Origin of the sequence: Alteromonas sp. McT4-15, from assembly GCF_020515205.1 — a bacterium.
GTDB lineage: Bacteria > Pseudomonadota > Gammaproteobacteria > Enterobacterales > Alteromonadaceae > Alteromonas.
Map to the genome: position 1 here is coordinate 25,346 of NZ_JAJALG010000001.1, position 15,348 is coordinate 40,693.

18 protein-coding genes are annotated in these 15,348 nt (G+C 45.7%); 11 read left to right on the forward strand and 7 right to left on the reverse strand.

Going from position 1 to position 15,348, the window contains the following annotated elements:
- Positions 1-23: 23 nt before the first annotated feature.
- Positions 24-611 carry a cytochrome c oxidase assembly protein gene (locus LHL20_RS00080; RefSeq protein ID WP_159625485.1) on the forward strand — a complete coding sequence of 196 codons (588 nt, stop codon included), beginning with the start codon at positions 24-26 and terminating at the stop codon, positions 609-611.
- Positions 612-633: 22 nt separating this feature from the next.
- On the forward strand, positions 634-1,512 hold the full coding sequence (locus tag LHL20_RS00085) for a cytochrome c oxidase subunit 3 (RefSeq protein ID WP_202262950.1): 879 nt from the start codon (positions 634-636) through the stop codon (positions 1,510-1,512).
- 18 nt (positions 1,513-1,530) lie between these two features.
- Here the strand turns inward: LHL20_RS00085 and LHL20_RS00090 are convergent, their stop codons facing one another.
- The gene (locus LHL20_RS00090) at positions 1,531-1,737 is read right to left on the reverse strand and encodes a DUF2909 domain-containing protein (protein ID WP_226431774.1); all 207 of its coding nucleotides are present in this window, start codon (positions 1,735-1,737) and stop codon (positions 1,531-1,533) included.
- A 48-nt stretch (positions 1,738-1,785) separates the two neighbouring features.
- Here LHL20_RS00090 and LHL20_RS00095 point away from each other — a divergent pair, with 48 nt between their 5' ends.
- From LHL20_RS00095 to LHL20_RS00120, 6 genes are read left to right on the forward strand one after another with little or no spacing between them, the layout of a single operon-like run.
- Positions 1,786-2,490 carry an SURF1 family protein gene (locus LHL20_RS00095; RefSeq protein ID WP_226431775.1) on the forward strand — a complete coding sequence of 235 codons (705 nt, stop codon included), beginning with the start codon at positions 1,786-1,788 and terminating at the stop codon, positions 2,488-2,490.
- Between the two features lie 10 nt (positions 2,491-2,500).
- On the forward strand, positions 2,501-3,040 hold the full coding sequence (locus LHL20_RS00100; RefSeq protein ID WP_226432013.1) for a hypothetical protein: 540 nt from the start codon (positions 2,501-2,503) through the stop codon (positions 3,038-3,040).
- A 5-nt stretch (positions 3,041-3,045) separates the two neighbouring features.
- Entirely contained in the window at positions 3,046-4,182 is a 1,137-nt protein-coding gene (locus LHL20_RS00105; RefSeq protein ID WP_226431776.1) for a COX15/CtaA family protein, read from the forward strand.
- Positions 4,175-5,092, forward strand: a complete 918-nt coding sequence (gene cyoE / locus LHL20_RS00110; RefSeq protein ID WP_202262946.1) for a heme o synthase — start codon at positions 4,175-4,177, stop codon at positions 5,090-5,092. Before LHL20_RS00105 ends, cyoE begins: the two co-directional genes overlap by 8 nt.
- On the forward strand, positions 5,089-5,736 hold the full coding sequence (locus LHL20_RS00115) for an SCO family protein (RefSeq protein WP_226431777.1): 648 nt from the start codon (positions 5,089-5,091) through the stop codon (positions 5,734-5,736). The genes cyoE and LHL20_RS00115 overlap by 4 nt, the downstream gene beginning before the upstream one ends.
- 4 nt (positions 5,737-5,740) lie before the next feature.
- Positions 5,741-6,328, forward strand: a complete 588-nt coding sequence (locus LHL20_RS00120; protein WP_226431778.1) for a GNAT family N-acetyltransferase — start codon at positions 5,741-5,743, stop codon at positions 6,326-6,328.
- A gap of 104 nt (positions 6,329-6,432) precedes the next feature.
- Here LHL20_RS00120 and LHL20_RS00125 read toward each other — a convergent pair whose 3' ends face one another.
- A complete protein-coding gene (locus LHL20_RS00125) occupies positions 6,433-7,572 on the reverse strand; it encodes a polysaccharide deacetylase family protein (RefSeq protein ID WP_226431779.1) in 1,140 nt (379 codons plus the stop codon).
- Positions 7,573-7,630: 58 nt separating this feature from the next.
- Between LHL20_RS00125 and LHL20_RS00130 the strand changes: the two genes are divergently transcribed.
- The gene (locus tag LHL20_RS00130; RefSeq protein ID WP_226431780.1) at positions 7,631-8,956 is read left to right on the forward strand and encodes an MATE family efflux transporter; all 1,326 of its coding nucleotides are present in this window, start codon (positions 7,631-7,633) and stop codon (positions 8,954-8,956) included.
- A gap of 18 nt (positions 8,957-8,974) precedes the next feature.
- On the opposite strand, the gene LHL20_RS00135 is transcribed toward LHL20_RS00130, so the two are convergent.
- The 3 genes from LHL20_RS00135 to LHL20_RS00145 are packed head-to-tail and all read right to left on the reverse strand — an operon-like array spanning position 8,975 to position 10,746.
- Positions 8,975-9,589, reverse strand: a complete 615-nt coding sequence (locus LHL20_RS00135) for a class I SAM-dependent DNA methyltransferase (RefSeq protein ID WP_226431781.1) — start codon at positions 9,587-9,589, stop codon at positions 8,975-8,977.
- A 34-nt stretch (positions 9,590-9,623) separates the two neighbouring features.
- Positions 9,624-10,004, reverse strand: a complete 381-nt coding sequence (locus LHL20_RS00140; protein WP_226431782.1) for a VOC family protein — start codon at positions 10,002-10,004, stop codon at positions 9,624-9,626.
- Between the two features lie 43 nt (positions 10,005-10,047).
- Complete coding sequence (locus tag LHL20_RS00145) at positions 10,048-10,746, reverse strand: aspartate/glutamate racemase family protein (RefSeq protein WP_159625508.1); 699 nt, start codon at positions 10,744-10,746, stop codon at positions 10,048-10,050.
- 161 nt (positions 10,747-10,907) lie between these two features.
- Between LHL20_RS00145 and LHL20_RS00150 the strand changes: the two genes are divergently transcribed.
- Complete coding sequence (locus LHL20_RS00150; RefSeq protein ID WP_202262939.1) at positions 10,908-11,045, forward strand: hypothetical protein; 138 nt, start codon at positions 10,908-10,910, stop codon at positions 11,043-11,045.
- Positions 11,046-11,131: 86 nt separating this feature from the next.
- On the opposite strand, the gene nfuA is transcribed toward LHL20_RS00150, so the two are convergent.
- The gene (nfuA, locus tag LHL20_RS00155; RefSeq protein ID WP_159625512.1) at positions 11,132-11,710 is read right to left on the reverse strand and encodes a Fe-S biogenesis protein NfuA; all 579 of its coding nucleotides are present in this window, start codon (positions 11,708-11,710) and stop codon (positions 11,132-11,134) included.
- Positions 11,711-11,870: 160 nt separating this feature from the next.
- Here nfuA and LHL20_RS00160 point away from each other — a divergent pair, with 160 nt between their 5' ends.
- Positions 11,871-14,513 (forward strand): M14 family zinc carboxypeptidase, encoded by a 2,643-nt coding sequence (locus LHL20_RS00160; RefSeq protein WP_226431783.1) that lies wholly within the window; start codon positions 11,871-11,873, stop codon positions 14,511-14,513.
- 74 nt (positions 14,514-14,587) lie between these two features.
- Here LHL20_RS00160 and LHL20_RS00165 read toward each other — a convergent pair whose 3' ends face one another.
- Complete coding sequence (locus LHL20_RS00165; protein ID WP_159625516.1) at positions 14,588-15,298, reverse strand: ComF family protein; 711 nt, start codon at positions 15,296-15,298, stop codon at positions 14,588-14,590.
- Positions 15,299-15,348: the final 50 nt, after the last annotated feature.

Below are 15,348 nucleotides of genomic sequence, written 5' to 3' on the forward strand. Positions count from 1 at the left end.
ATAGGCAAATTGGGAGGGATGTGATGTCACAACAAAACGCAAATAATAAAATGGTGTTAAAGCTTATTGTCATCGTCATAGGTATGTTTGGCTTTGGATTTGCGTTAGTACCACTTTACGATGTGTTTTGTGATGTCACCGGTATTAACGGCAAAACGGAAAACTCGGCAGCAGTGTATCAAGCGGTTGAAATTGATACATCTCGTGAAGTGACGGTGGAGTTTATTACTCGCACCAATACGGGAATGCCTTGGGAATTTCGCGCAGAAACTAAGCGCGTAAAAGTACATCCTGGAGAGTTAAATACCGTTTCGTTTTATGTCAGAAACCCCGCGTCAAGCAACATTGTGGCGCAAGCAATACCGTCAGTTTCTCCTGGCACCGCAGCACTTTACCTCAATAAAACGGAATGCTTTTGCTTTAATCAGCAACCGTTAGACGCAGGAAGTGAAGCGTATATGCCCATGCAATTTTATGTCGACCCACAGCTTCCTAAAGAAATTACTTATTTTACATTGCAGTACACACTCTATGACGTCACCGCGAGAGCAAGTGACCTAACGACAAAACCGAATCCCTTCATGGTAGATACATCGCAAAGCGGTGAATAACCACAGGGACAAGGAGAAAAAAATGCAGCAAGAATATCAAAAATACTATGTACCCGCCCAAAGCCCATGGCCGATAGTTGGTGCGGTAGCGCTGTTTCTAATCGCCGTTGGCGCAGGCAATTTTGTGGTAGAAACAACTCGAGGAGAGTCAGGTTTCGGTGGCCACATTCTTTCAGCAGGCATCATTGTTTTACTTGTGATGTTAGTGGGATGGTTTAAAAACCAAATAGATGAGTCGATGTCGGGTCTTTATAGCGACCAACTTGGTCGCTCGTATCGACAAGGCATGAGTTGGTTTATCTTCTCTGAAGTTATGTTTTTCGCCGCCTTTTTTGGTGCGCTTTACTACGCACGCTTTATCGCGGTGCCGTGGTTAGGTGGTGCGTCGAATAATGCGATGACAAACGAGGTCTTATGGCCGACCTTTGAGGCAATGTGGCCTTTGGTCACTACGCCAGGTGGCATTACCACACAAGAAATGAGTGCGGCTGGGTTACCTACTATCAATACGGTCATTCTGCTTATTTCTTCAATCACTTTGCATTTTGCCCATGTGGGGTTAGAGCAGAACAAGCGCAAACAACTTACGTTAATGCTTGGTATTACGATTTTGTTGGGCTGCGGTTTTCTGTTTTTACAGGTGGAAGAATACATTCATGCATACCAAGAGCTAGGTCTCACATTGCAATCAGGTATCTATGGCAACACGTTCTTCATGCTCACAGGGTTCCACGGTATGCACGTGACCTTGGGTACTATTATCTTGATCGTGCTGTTTTTTAGAGTATTGAAAGGCCACTTTACGCCTGAAAATCACTTCGCATTCCAAGCGGGAAGTTGGTATTGGCACTTTGTCGATGTGGTGTGGGTAATGCTTTATATATTTGTTTACGTACTTTAACTGGACGCAAGCCGAACCCTAGTAAGGCCGTGGGTTCGGCGTGATTAACCCTGTACCTATAGCTATAAGAATAAGCACAACAATAACCACAGAGGTAAGAACACGACGTCCAATATATTTGCTCATTGGGCCATTTTTGGGGTCGTTTTTCATCATTACGCGCATTGCCAGAAATAAGTTAACAATCATGTATATCACTAGGGCAACAAGGACAATTTTTATCATTTTTAACACCTCTGTTTTTGTTTTTTCTGTGCGCAGGGCTTGTTAGCTATGTCTCAGCGTTCTCGTACGTTAATGCCTTGGCTCCTTACTGCCCTAAGTGTGGCAATAATGTGTGCGTTAGGCTATTGGCAGTTAGAGCGCATGGTACAAAAGCAACAACGTCTCGCTAGCATAGCGCAAAAGCAAGGCAATGGAAGTATGAGTTTGATGACTGCACTTTCGCAAAACGACCCCCGAGATATCAAGGTAACGTTCGATGGCGTGCCAGATGCGAGTCATCTTATTTATCTTGATAATCAGATACAAAACCAACGGGTGGGCTTCGATGTTGTTGTGCCAGTTAACACCAATGCGGGTTGGGTTTTGGTTAACTACGGCTGGGTCCCAGCTCCAGATCTACTGCGTACTCTGCCTACAATAGAGCTAGATAACTCACTTACACAATTTGAAGGTGTTGTTTCGCTACCTTCTGATAATCCACTTGTGAAAGAAACCAATAACAATCTCTCTCAATTTCCTGCGCTAATTCAACAGTATGACTTCGGCGCACTCAGTGACGGGTTGGGCGTGATGCTATTGCCCATCGTTATTCAACTTACTACGGAAAATCCTGCGTTCGTGCGCGAGTATCAACCCGTGGTGATGTCTCCTGAAAAGCACCTTGGTTATGCAGTGCAGTGGTTCGGTTTGGCCATTGCTGCGGCTGCCATTGGTGGTTTTGCAATAAGTAAGAAAGGACGTAGTTATGAGTAATACGGCATCAGTGAAAAGTACGGCTTCCAAGAAAACCTTGTTATTAATGATTGCAGTGTTTGTTGTACCGGTCATTTTGGCGAAGTTAGCGTTAGAAAACGATTGGTTTACCAAGGCTGCAACGAATAAAGGGCAACTGTTGACGCCTACCATTGATATGAGTGCCGTTTTACAGAATGAAGCGCCAAAGTGGCGACTGGTTTATGTTATGCCGTCGCAGTGCGATGCAGTATGTGAAAATGCATTATTTAGTATCAACCAAGTGTGGCTTGCTCTTGGTAAGGAATCAGACCGTGCAGAAGCGCTTGTCTTGTTGAAAGAAGACAGTGATAACACTGCTGTGGCTGCCCTTTCTGATTATCCCAATGTAAGCACATTGGCATCGTCAAATAGCTTATCGTTAGAAACAAACAGTGTGTATATCGTTGATACACAGAATAACGCCATGCTTTTCTATCAGATAAAGAACGATAGGAAAGAAGCGGTCATGGAAAGCCGCGATATGTTGGCAGATATTAGAAAATTACTAAAACTGTCTCGTATAGGATGATCGCAATGAAAAAATTGACCTTATTTAGTCTCTTTCTTGCTGCTGTGGTGATTATTCTTGGTGCGTATACTCGCTTAACGGATGCAGGGCTAGGTTGTCCTGATTGGCCAGGGTGTTATGGCAATTTAACAGTACCACTTAGTGAAGACAAAGTTGCTGCTGCCAACGCCGCATATCCTGAACGACCTGTGGAAGCATTTAAAGCATGGAATGAAATGATACATCGCTATTTTGCTGGCACACTGGGGTTATGTGTGCTTGCTATTGCCATTATGGCAGTGCGTCAGCGTAAAACGGGTACGCCATTAAAACTACCATTGATATTACTTGCGCTTATCATCTTCCAGGCTGCACTGGGTATGTGGACAGTAACGCTTAATCTACTGCCAGTGGTTGTAATGGGACACCTTCTTGGTGGGTTTAGTGTGCTGTCTTGCCTCTTTATTCTGTATTTAAGGCTTCGGCGTCGCGACACTTCGAATAATGAAGTAGCTGAGGAACACAGTGCTAGTGCGCATTCAGCATGGCAGAAACTGCGCTTTTTGGCTTTTGTAGGTATTGCAGTAGTCGTAACACAAATAGCGCTTGGTGGTTGGACATCCGCCAATTACGCCGCCTTAGCATGCACTGAGATGCCAGTATGTGAAAGCGGCTGGCAGCAACGCCTCGATTTTGCTGGCGCTTACAGTGTACCTGACGCCGACAACTATGAGTTTGGCGCTCATGACTATGATGAGCGGGTCACTATGCACATTATGCATCGCGCAGGTGCGCTGGTAACGTTTTTCTACGTTCTAGCACTTGGTATTGGTGTATTGGTTTCACGGGCAACTAGCGTGGCGCAAAAACGCATTAGCCTATTTATGCTAGGAAGTTTAGTCGTACAGGTGGCCTTGGGCATTAGTAACATTGTCTTTATGCTGCCCCTTGCCGTTGCCGTAATGCATAACGCTGTCGCCGCAGTGTTATTACTTTCACTCCTTAATCTGGTGTTCTCGTTTGTTGTAAGTGCACCGAGTAAAGTTAAACGCGCTCACGACGCAACAAGTCCATCTCGCTATACCTTATCAGGCGCGGCAATGCCTGCGGCATCTTTTTCATCACACTCGCTTACTAAAGCACCCGGAGGCTTCCATGGCTAAATCAGTATCTATTGCTTCTCGCACTACACGCCATCATCACACGGTATCGTGGCGCGATTATTATGAAATGACCAAGCCTAATGTGGTGATGTTGCTTTTATTAACGGCATTAGTGGGTATGTGCTTAGCAACGCCAACGTGGGTAAACGCGGTGACACTGATCTGCGGTTTAGCAGGCATTGGAATGCTTTCGGCGTCAGCAGCAGTGATTAACCATGTGGTTGACCACAAAATTGACAGTATGATGGCGCGCACATTTAACCGCCCTGTGGCGAAAGGAAAAGTCACAGTGTCTAACGCCTTGTGGTTTGCTTTTGGTCTAGGTGTGGTGGGTTTTGCGGTATTAGCACTTTTTGTCAACATGCTTACGGCATGGCTGACATTGGCGAGTCTGGTTGGCTATGCGTTTATCTATACTATGTACCTTAAACGCGCTACTCCACAAAATATTGTGATAGGTGGCTTGGCTGGTGCTGCTCCTCCTTTGTTGGGATGGACAGCGGTCACTGGCGAAGTGCATGCCCATGCGCTGCTTTTGGTACTGATTATCTTTACATGGACGCCACCTCATTTCTGGGCCCTCGCTATCCACAGAGAAAAAGATTACGCTAAAGCACAAGTACCCATGCTGCCAGTGACTCATGGCGTGTCGTTTACAAAGACCTCGGTATTACTTTATACGGTATTATTGGGCCTTGTATGTTTAATGCCCTATCTTATTGGCATGAGCGATCTCATTTATCTCATCGGATCAAGTGCGTTAAACCTTGGCTTTCTTGCTTATGCGCTGAAGCTTAAATTTGCCGCTGACAGCCAAACGGCAATGAAAACTTTTAGGTTCTCAATTATTCATCTCATGGTATTGTTTGTGGTATTGCTGTTAGATCACTACGTACCTATAAGTTTATGAATCAACGGATTTTAGTTGGAATAGTCGCATTTGTTGCACTGTGTGTGGGCATTGTTGGGGCGCTTTATATCGCCCCACCAAATGCTGATGATACACACCAGCCTAAACATTTTCAGGCTTACCCTGAGCCTAGAGCGCTATCACCATTTTCGCTAACCGATCATCAAGGTAATAGCTTTACGAATAGTTCACTACAAGGCCAATGGAGTCTGGTTTTTGTCGGCTATACTTTTTGCCCAGATATTTGCCCAACTACCATGGCAGAACTCAACAGCGTATACCCACAGCTTCAAGCGGTAGAAAGTGACGAGCCTATCCGTGTTATATTTGTGTCTGTTGACCCAAAACGTGACTCAATAAATAGACTTTCTGAATATGTGAGCTATTTTAATAAAGAGTTCGTTGCAGTTACTGGTGAGCACAAAGCCCTTTTTCCTTTCGTTCGCAACCTGGGCATGATGTACGCAATTGCTGAAAGTACTGACAACCCGAACTACTTAGTTGACCATAGTGCGTCTGTCGTACTTATCGACCCACAAGCTAGGGTGATAGGAAGATTTAAACCCAGAAGAGAGCCAGGAAAGCTGTCGATAAGTGATTCTCAGCAAATACTGGAAGATATGCCAGTTATAATCTCGAAGTAGTAATATGGATATCAAAATCAGGCTAGGAGTGGCGTCTGATGCCGCTCAAACGACTCCACTTATTCTCAGCGCTGCGGAGTCATTATTAACTTCTATTTTCGGACACAATCAAAATAAAACGGCTGAAGGTTACCTTTTTCATGCATGGCAACTAGGTGGTGGCCAATATGGCTACAACAATCACTGGGTCGCTGAAAAAGACGGTGAAGTACTTGGCGTTATCACTTCGTGGCATAGCAAGTTAGGGGCAGCATTTGACCGCGCTACACTTGATAGCATCACCTCGTATTTCACACTTGATGAAGCGATGAACGTACTGATGCGCAATCAGACGGTCGCAGTCAATTTAACGCCGCCTGACAATACTGAACTTATGCTTGGGCACCTTGCAATCGCCCCGGCAGGTCAGCGCAAAGGTATTGGCACTGCTTTAGTCGACGCAATGCACAAAAGAGCAGAAAAGCTGAAAAAGCGAAAGCTTGTACTGGATGTCGAGTTGGCCAATGTGGACGCTATTCGCTTTTACCAACATGTCGGTTTTAGCGAAGAGTCTATTAACAAAGGTTTTATTCGTTTTGCCCGTGATGTTTAGGTAAACGTTTTCTTATATACGTGAGCGCTAATGTAACAGCATCAACGTGGCTTACCTCTTGATGTGAATTAATGCGAAAGGCAAGCCGTGTTTTGCGTTACTGTTTAGTCAGGGTATCGCCCCGATTTATCAGCAATAAAGAATGGCTGTGAATACCAGTAGTATCGTCCCTGCGCTTTTATTGATGGGGCGGTACAGTTTATGCGAGAGCGACCTATTGGCAGTGTGTCGTTAATGCGAAAAGACACGGTATTGCCTTCACTTCGGGTCTCAATGGCATCACCTTTAAAAAAGCACGTGACCTGTGAGGTACGCATATCATCACTTTCTATTGTAAGAGTGATAGGGTCGCTAAGCTTACGACCTGTTAAGCGAGGTTCCTGAAGTGATGAGTGCGTAACAGGCATGGCCAGACTGTTTAACTTTGTCTTTAAACTATTAAGATTGGCGTAGGGGCCAGCTGCTGGAAACCGAGGTAGTGCTTGTAAGTCGCTATGCGGCCCTACTGCGCCTGAATGTTGTCCAAAACCAACATATCCCTCTTCTTTTAACTTTGCTGCTAAAGTGAGGTTGTACTCGCCAAAAGGGTAGGCCAAGTACTTTAAGCTGACACCAATTTGGTCATTTATTTTGCGTTCAGCGCTCGCCACGTTTTGCCATACTTTATCCAGCCATACCGATTCGCCCAACGACTGCTCATCATTGAGCATATGCAGGTGATCTAGCGTATGGTTGGCAAAGGTTACCCCGTCATTCAGCATACGCTTAACTTGTTCCCACGTTAGCTGTTTAGGGCCTACGTCGATTTCATCTGGGTTGATAAATATGGTGTAAGGAAAGTCCATTTTAGTCAGTACAGGATGTGCATTTTCCAAAATATTGGCAAAGCCGTCATCAAACGTGATGGCCACTGCTTTATCTGGTAAGGGCGTATTGGCCTTAAGTGCGGCCACAACATCCTGTAGGGGCACCACGGTGTGATTGGCCTTTAAGTATTCCATATGTGCTTTGAAATCACTTGGAGAAATACTGGTACTTGGTGGCGTTTCATTTGATACATGGTGATACAGCAAAATAGTCGCATTGGGTATAGGTGGCGCTTGGTCGGACGATGACGCGGTTGCGCTTAGTGAGGTAACACCGAATAAAGTAGCGCACACTATAGTCATCATAGACGCGGGGGATGGGACCGAATTCAAGGATGCTGAGGACCTTATCCAAGACCGAATTAAATTGATTAGCATGATACACTCCTTCCTTAATGCCACTTTATAACCGTTAATGCAAAACAGAGATCACAGAATGCCTCGCTATTCCAATGCTCAGCCTGCTTTTTTCAGCGATCATACGCGGCTACTTGCCTTGGCATTGCCAATGATTCTGGCAAATATTACAACCCCGTTACTTGGCCTAGTCGACACCGCTGTACTGGGGCATATGTCAATGCCCGCTATGTTAGCAGGTGCATCGATAGGTGCACTAATATTGACGCAAATATATTGGGTATGCGGCTTTTTGAGAATGTCATCAACAGGCTTAAGTGCTCAGGCCAAAGGCAGTAACGAAGCACACTATGAATCGGCGAAAGTGTTGTGGCAGACCATTGCGGTTGCACTTGTTCTTGGTATTAGCATACTGGCCTTCCAAAAACCGATTGTCCAAGTTGGTTTGAATCTTACTAACCCGAATGTAAATGTCGCTACCCACCTCAGTGACTATTTTTACGCACGAGTATGGGGTGCGCCTGCTGCTATGCTGAATTTAGCGCTAGTAGGGTGGCTGGTGGGTCAGCAAAAAACGCGCAGCGTAATGACAATACAAATTGTCGGTAACCTATTGAATGCCGGCCTAGACGTCTTATTTGTATTTGGTCTTGGTTTATCGGTTGCCGGTGTGGCTTATGCCAGCGTTATCGCTGAATACAGTATGGCGGTAATGTCACTGACAGTTGCCCTTAAATGCGTGGGTGATGTGTCTATTTCAGCTGCGTGGTTTAACCGCGCTGCGCGTAAAGTGCTGCTGAAGCTTAATGGTGACATGCTCATTCGCAATCTAGCGCTTCAGGCCTGTTTAGCATTTTTAACTATTCAAGGCGCGCGCTATGGCGAAGTACCTGCAGCGGTAAATGCCATACTTATGCAATTTTTTGTGCTTATCGCGCTTGGGCTTGACGGTATAGCATACGGGGTAGAAGCCTTGGTCGGAGAAGCGAAAGGTGCAAGGAATGCCCACGAAATCAATCGGCGGACATACCAAGGGCTACTGTGGTCGTCACTGTTTGCAGTGCTCTATAGTGTTGTATTTTTGTTTGCGGGTGAGCGTATCGTTGCGTTACTGACGCAGCATGTGGCTATTATCGACGCTGCACTTCCCTACTTGCCCTTAATGGTTTTATTGCCTTTGCTGGGACATTGGTGCTTTTTATACGACGGTGTATTTGTGGGTCTTACGCGCGCAGAGTCTATGCGTAATACCATGGTTATAAGTGCTCTGTTTGTCTTTTTCCCGATTTGGTATATCACGCAACATCAAGGCAATGTCAGTTTGTGGTATGCCTTGCTTGCGTTCTTATTTGCGCGGGGTGTTACATTGGGGTGGACGTTCTATAGAATGGACAAGTTGGCGTAGCCTACTTATAGACATGCCCTATTGTTTTTGCGCTACAACCACGGTGTGTTGTTCAGGATATTGGTCGTATTCAAGGTGTCTAATGTGGCAACCTAACTCTAGAAGCCGCGAGATATACCCATTTATGCCTAAAGACGCGTAGTAGACTTCTGGCCCCATGGTTGTATTCGTATGGCTACCCGATTCGTCCACACCACCACAGCTGAAAAGAAGTACACCTTTTGAGGGTAAGTTTTCAACCAGCTTTTCGAGTACGGGAGCATGCTGCGCTAAAGGAAGGTGCCAAAAACTGTCCCATGCGCTGATAAATGCATAGTGTTTGGGCAGTTCAAACGTACAGATATCACCTTGGTGAAAGGTATGGGCAGGCATTGATGTACGCGAGATTTTTAACATTTTCTCTGATATATCAATACCTTCATAACTAAGCCCGGCAGTTTCAATAATTGGGATAAAGCGGTTAGTACAGCCACAACCCACGTCTAACGCAGTACCATTTTCTTCTACTAGGTGCGCAGGCAAAAAGGACAGGGCTTTTTCATAGGCAGCAAGCCCATTTTCACGGTTAAAGCCGTCTCTGGTCCACAAATGTGTGATGCTGTCGTAGGCCTGCCCTGTTTGATCTGGTGTCACACGCTAGCTCCTTATTGCTATTATTCTCAGGCTACTAACGAATAACGTGCGTAGCACACAGTTTGTTGCCCGCAGGATCGCGCAGGTACGCAAGATACAGCTGTCGCTTGTCATTGCCACGTATGCCTGGTGGATCTTCACATGCTATACCACCGTTTTCGCAACCGACTTTATGCCATTCATCAACGATATCTGGTGTGCGTGCCGCCAGCCCAAGTGTTGTACCATTGCCGTGCGTTGCCGCTTCGCCATTGATCGGCTTGGTTAACGCTAAAATTCCTTTGGGTGTGTAGTAAAAAACCCGTCCGTACTCGTCAAAAACGCCTTCGTCGTAACCCAAAACACCTAATATGGCGTCATAAAATCGCTTCGATGCGTCTAGGTCGTTGGCTCCAATCATTACATGGCTAAACATGATAGTGTCCTTTTTTGTTGTTAAGGAGGACCTTGGTTTGTCTTTAGTCTTGCGCGAGCGCAAATGCCACTGCGGCTTGTGCATGAATAGCAGTGGTGTCAAAAAGACGAACTGAGGTGTGCTCTTGTTGTACTAATAACGCAATTTCTGTGCACCCCAAAATAACGCCTTGGGCACCTTGTTCACACAGCGCATTAATGATCTCAATATACGCCTTACGCGACTCAACACAAATCACGCCCTTGCATAATTGTTCATAAATAACGCTGTGTATAATACGTCGTTGCGCCTGGTCGGGAATGACGACATCAATATCAAACTTCTCTTTCAATCGACCAGAGTAAAAGGTTTGCTCCATGGTAAATTGCGTGCCGAGTAACCCTACTTTCGAAATGCCTTGTTGCTGCAAGGCCGTCCCTGTGGCGTCGGCTATATGCAAAAGTGGAACAGAGACCGCACCTTCAACAGCATCAGCTACTTTGTGCATAGTGTTAGTACAAATGAGGATAGCATCGGCACCAGCATTAGCGAGACAAACAGCTTCTTCACTGAGCATATTGGCCATTTCATCCCATTGGCCTTCATGTTGAAGCCGTTCAATGAGCGCGAAATCTACGCTGCTAAGGAGGAGCTTGGCACTATGCAAACCGCCGAGGCTGGCATTGACGCCACGATTTATTGCTTGGTAGTAACTTACCGTAGATTCCCAGCTCATACCGCCTATTAGACCAAGCTTTTTCATAACCAGCATCTCCCTTTAAAATAGTATCCAAGGTTCTACTGTGCAGCGGAATAAGTGGGTTTACAAGTATGTTGTGGTTTACAAGTATGCAGTATCTAAAGCGAGCGCTTTGAACATTAAAATTTAGGTGGCGGCTTTTTATTTTTTATAAAAGAAAAGCGTTGAATGAAAATACCGATATAGCCAAGCATGGCATATCCGAAGCCTACAAAAAGGATAGTAAGCGACGCGTAATGGAAAAACGCGGAAAGGTGGCCAATAGCGAAAAGCGACACCGCGCCGACAACGAAAATGGATAATCCAATTTTAAAGCGTTGCCAGCATTGGTGTATATCATTAAAGAGAAATAGCATAAACGCTACCGCTACTGGGCGAGCGAACTCGCCTAGTAGTAAGAGTGCTCGCCAGCTTGGTGTTCTGTTGCGTCACGTACACCGTTTAATTCGCCTGCGAACTGTTCAAGCATTTGCTTTTCAATGCCTTCTTTAAGCGTTACGTCTACCATCGAGCAACCATTACAGCCGCCGCCGAATTGAAGAATGGCGTAGCCATCGTCAGTCAGCTCAGTAAGTACTACGTTGCCGCCGTGACTCGCCAACTGAGGATTAATTTCAGACTCGATCATGTAGTTGATGCGCTCAGCAAGTGGGGCATCGTCGGCCACCTTGCGTGCTTTGGCATTAGGTGCTTTTAGCGTAAGCTGAGAGCCCATTTGGTCAGTGACATAATCGATTTCTGCTTCGTCGAGGTAAGGTGCACTTTCTTCGTCGACCACTGCATCAAACCCATTGAACGGTAACCGCGTATCAGTAGGTTCAACTGCGTCAGGTGGACAATAGGACACGCCACACTCTGCCGACGATGTGCCTGGGTTTACGACGAATACACGAATATTCGTGCCAGACTCTTGTTTACTCAGCAGTTTTACGAAGTGAGCCTGGGCTTCTTCTGATATAGTAATCATCAGCAAGTCCTACATATTTGAAAATTTGGATTAGTGTATCAAATTTACCTGAGTAAAACAGTCAGGTATTAATTAAATAAATTATTTCAGTAAATCGAATTTGTTGAAAGCATTACTTCTGTAACGGCATTTCAGCTATAACAACAAGACGGGAAACGCGATGCTAGTAAATCTGTACAAATGCGCCCAAAAGAGCCGCCTTGCATTGGCAACAACGCTCGCTTTTAGCGCCCTGACCTTAGGTGCCTTCAATAGTAACAATGCGTATGCTACGCCAATTACTGTTACCCCCGATGTGGGAGGGAAACCCGTACAGGCCTACTTACCCGACTCTGTTACGTACAATCCAGCCATTCCTACCCCTGAGTCGGTACTAGGCGCCAACATTGGTGAATGGCATGTGCGTCACGATCAACTTGTAGATTACATGAAGCGTTTAGCTGAAACGTCAGACCGCATTACCATCGAAGAGACTGGCCGAACCCACGAAAATCGTCCTTTAGTGCTACTTACCATCACAGCGCCCAAAAACCGCAATAACCTTGACGCAATGCGCCAAGCGCATATCGAGGCGATGGAAAGTGGCAAATCAGTCAGCGATAATGCGCCGCTTGTCTTTTACATGGGTTACAGCATTCACGGTAATGAGCCGTCAGGTTCTAATGCATCTCTTGCACTTGCCTACTATCTTGCTGCTGCACAGGGCGACGAAATAGACGCCTTGTTGAACAACAATATTGTGCTCTTTGATCCTTCTTTCAACCCCGACGGACTTTCTCGATTTGCACAATGGGCAAATATGCATAAGGGCAAACAGCTAGTTGCGGATTCTCGTCACAGAGAACACGATGAGGGGTGGCCATCGGGCCGTACTAATCATTATTGGTTTGATTTAAACCGGGATTGGTTGCTACTAGCACACCCTGAATCACAAGCACGTATAAAGCAGTTTCATAAATGGCGTCCACATGTGCTTACCGACTTTCACGAAATGGGCACAGACAGCACTTACTTTTTCCAGCCTGGTGTGCGTTCGCGTAAAAACCCGATGACACCTGATGAGAATGTAACGCTCACTGAAGCCCTTGCGCAGTATCATGCTGCTGCTTTTGATGCACAGGGTAAGTTGTACTTTACCGAAGAAGCCTTCGATGATTTTTATGCCGGTAAAGGCTCAACCTATCCAGACCTACACGGTAGTATTGGTATTTTGTTTGAACAAGCCAGCTCACGCGGACATTTACAGTCGTCGATAAACGGCGAGCTTTCTTTTAAAGATACAATTGCAAACCAAATCACCACGTCACTAAGTACGTTTAAAGGTGCATTAGCGAATAAAGCAGCAATTTTAGATCATCAGTCGAACTTTGTTGAAAGTACCAAAGCACAAGCGGCTAAAGACGAAACGGTTGGTTACGTAGTCGGCACCAACACTGACTTAGGGCGGCTCAACGCTTTCGTTGCACTACTTGAGCAGCACAATATTCGCTACGACGTAGTGAATAAGGCAAGCAAAGTAGGAGACACTACCTATGGTGCAGGCCACGCCGTGTATATCCCAACAAATCAACCACAATATCGTCTTGTGAAATCGATTTTTTCAACGCAAACCTCGTTTGAAAACAATACATTTTATGATGTTTCGACGTGGAATTTAGCGCTGGCCTTTAATCTTGACTATTCACCGTTAGATAAAGGCGATGCCAGAGACGTTAAACGTGCAGATGGGGCATTACTGAGTACTAACGCTCTCAACCCTATTCAAAAAAATGCCTACGCGTACGGTTTTTCTTGGCAGCACTACTATGCCCCCGCCATGCTACAAACTTTATTAGAAGCGGGCGTAAAGGTAAGAAGTACAGAGAAGTCTTTTTCAGCAATACAGTATGACAATAGCACCACAACATTGCCTGCTGGCAGTATTGTGATCCCTAAAGGGCTTAATCAACCTGTCGATTTAGAACAAATTATCGAAACGGCGCAGTCCCAGCTACGTGTACCTGTTCACAGCTTTAAGAGTGGCCTTACGCCAATGGGGAATGACTTGGGTAGTAGAAGTATGGCACCCGTTACCCCTCCTCAAGTGCTTATTGTAGGCGGTGAAGGCACCAGCGAATATGAAGTGGGTGAAATATGGCACTACTTTGACACCAAGGTAGGGCTAGCAGGTAGCATTGTTGAACAGCAACATGTGGGGCGTGCACTCGCTGACGATTCGATTAGCTACACACACATTATTTTTCCCAGTGGTCGATATACGTTCTCAGATAGCGAGAAAACGCAGCTAGAGCAGTGGATAAAAGCGGGCGGTGTTGTTATTGGGCAAAAGTCAGCGATTCGTTTATTCGCTGAAAACAATTGGTTAGATGTAGAACTCATCAGTCGCGATACCATTGATAGCGCCTTTGATGAAAGTAACTTAACCTATGGCGATGGCGCTTCTCTCTATGCAAGAAAGCTGGTAGCCGGTGCGGTCTTTGAAGCCAATATCGACGTATCTCACCCCTTATTCTATGGGTATGACGATGACACCCTGCCGCTTTTTAAAACCAGCAATATGATTGTGAAAGGTGATAAGTCTCCGTTTACAACCCCTGCGCGTTATACTGATGAGCCGTTGATGGCTGGGTTTAGCGACAACGCGATGGTGGCGTTAATCGCACAGACTACAGCGGTAACAACCAATAAAATGGGTCGTGGCGTGGTCATTGGCTTTACCGACAATACCCAGTTCAGGGGCTATTGGTACGGTACGAATAAGATGTTGGCAAATGCCATCTATCAATCACACTTTATCCGCTAACCACTTGTAATTTCGCACCTTATACTTGCCGTTTACCAAGGGTAACGGCAAGCTTTAAGGCGTAAACGCGCATCTTACTCTAGTTTCAATAACACACTTTTGGGCGGCGGTGTAAAGGTTAAGGCCCATACTTGCACATGTATTGCGGGGTAACGGTCTTTTAGTAGCTTAGCCAATGTATTAACAGTTACACCAGTGGTGATCACATCATCTACAATGGCGACAGTGAACGGCACTTTGTCATTGCATTGTTGTATGGGGTACCACTTATCAATAGCACGCTGCGTAAGCCGATATGTTTGCCGCGCGTTGTCAGCGCGCTTTGCCTTGGACAAGTGATGCTGCACACTGCTTCCATGGCGCTTAGCCCAGTTATTGTCAAAGGGAATGCTCAGCGCATTGCTTAAATAGTGACATATCACCGCTGCTTGATTGTAGTGCCTATGCGCTAAACGCCATGCACTAATGGGGACAGGCAGTAGCAAATTGGGCACAGCCAAAGTGCAGTGTCGCTTCTTATGGACAAACCAGTTGCTTAGTACTTTGCCTGCAGTCAGAGAATGGGTAAACTTAAACTGGTGAACCAGTGATGACATGGGCCACGTGTGTAATCCTAATACACTCAATACCTTATAATGACTGTGCTTAACGTGGCGACCAACAGGGCCGTACCTAAGTAAGTCATCTCCGTGTATCTGTGTATCGAAAAAAAACATGTCATCGTCACACCAGTGACATACTGGCGTGGGACTTGCCTGATAACATAGCAAGCATGAAAGGTTCATTGTGTTGATTCCATCAACTTCCTTAACTTGTCGACCGTCGGTCTAATTTC

Excerpts from the sequence above, each read along its gene's own strand:
- LHL20_RS00125 (WP_226431779.1), bottom strand. The coding sequence starts at position 7,572 with ATGCTAATCAATTTAATTCGGTCTTGGATAAGGTCCTCAGCATCCTTG.
- LHL20_RS00130 (WP_226431780.1), top strand. The coding sequence starts at position 7,631 with ATGCCTCGCTATTCCAATGCTCAGCCTGCTTTTTTCAGCGATCATACG.
- LHL20_RS00115 (WP_226431777.1), top strand. The coding sequence starts at position 5,089 with ATGAATCAACGGATTTTAGTTGGAATAGTCGCATTTGTTGCACTGTGT.
- nfuA (WP_159625512.1), bottom strand. The coding sequence starts at position 11,710 with ATGATTACTATATCAGAAGAAGCCCAGGCTCACTTCGTAAAACTGCTG.
- LHL20_RS00085 (WP_202262950.1), top strand. The coding sequence starts at position 634 with ATGCAGCAAGAATATCAAAAATACTATGTACCCGCCCAAAGCCCATGG.
- LHL20_RS00120 (WP_226431778.1), top strand. The coding sequence starts at position 5,741 with ATGGATATCAAAATCAGGCTAGGAGTGGCGTCTGATGCCGCTCAAACG.
- LHL20_RS00140 (WP_226431782.1), bottom strand. The coding sequence starts at position 10,004 with ATGTTTAGCCATGTAATGATTGGAGCCAACGACCTAGACGCATCGAAG.
- LHL20_RS00080 (WP_159625485.1), top strand. The coding sequence starts at position 24 with ATGTCACAACAAAACGCAAATAATAAAATGGTGTTAAAGCTTATTGTC.
- LHL20_RS00095 (WP_226431775.1), top strand. The coding sequence starts at position 1,786 with ATGTCTCAGCGTTCTCGTACGTTAATGCCTTGGCTCCTTACTGCCCTA.
- LHL20_RS00090 (WP_226431774.1), bottom strand. The coding sequence starts at position 1,737 with ATGATAAAAATTGTCCTTGTTGCCCTAGTGATATACATGATTGTTAAC.
- LHL20_RS00160 (WP_226431783.1), top strand. The coding sequence starts at position 11,871 with ATGCTAGTAAATCTGTACAAATGCGCCCAAAAGAGCCGCCTTGCATTG.
- cyoE (WP_202262946.1), top strand. The coding sequence starts at position 4,175 with ATGGCTAAATCAGTATCTATTGCTTCTCGCACTACACGCCATCATCAC.
- LHL20_RS00105 (WP_226431776.1), top strand. The coding sequence starts at position 3,046 with ATGAAAAAATTGACCTTATTTAGTCTCTTTCTTGCTGCTGTGGTGATT.
- LHL20_RS00145 (WP_159625508.1), bottom strand. The coding sequence starts at position 10,746 with ATGAAAAAGCTTGGTCTAATAGGCGGTATGAGCTGGGAATCTACGGTA.
- LHL20_RS00165 (WP_159625516.1), bottom strand. The coding sequence starts at position 15,298 with ATGAACCTTTCATGCTTGCTATGTTATCAGGCAAGTCCCACGCCAGTA.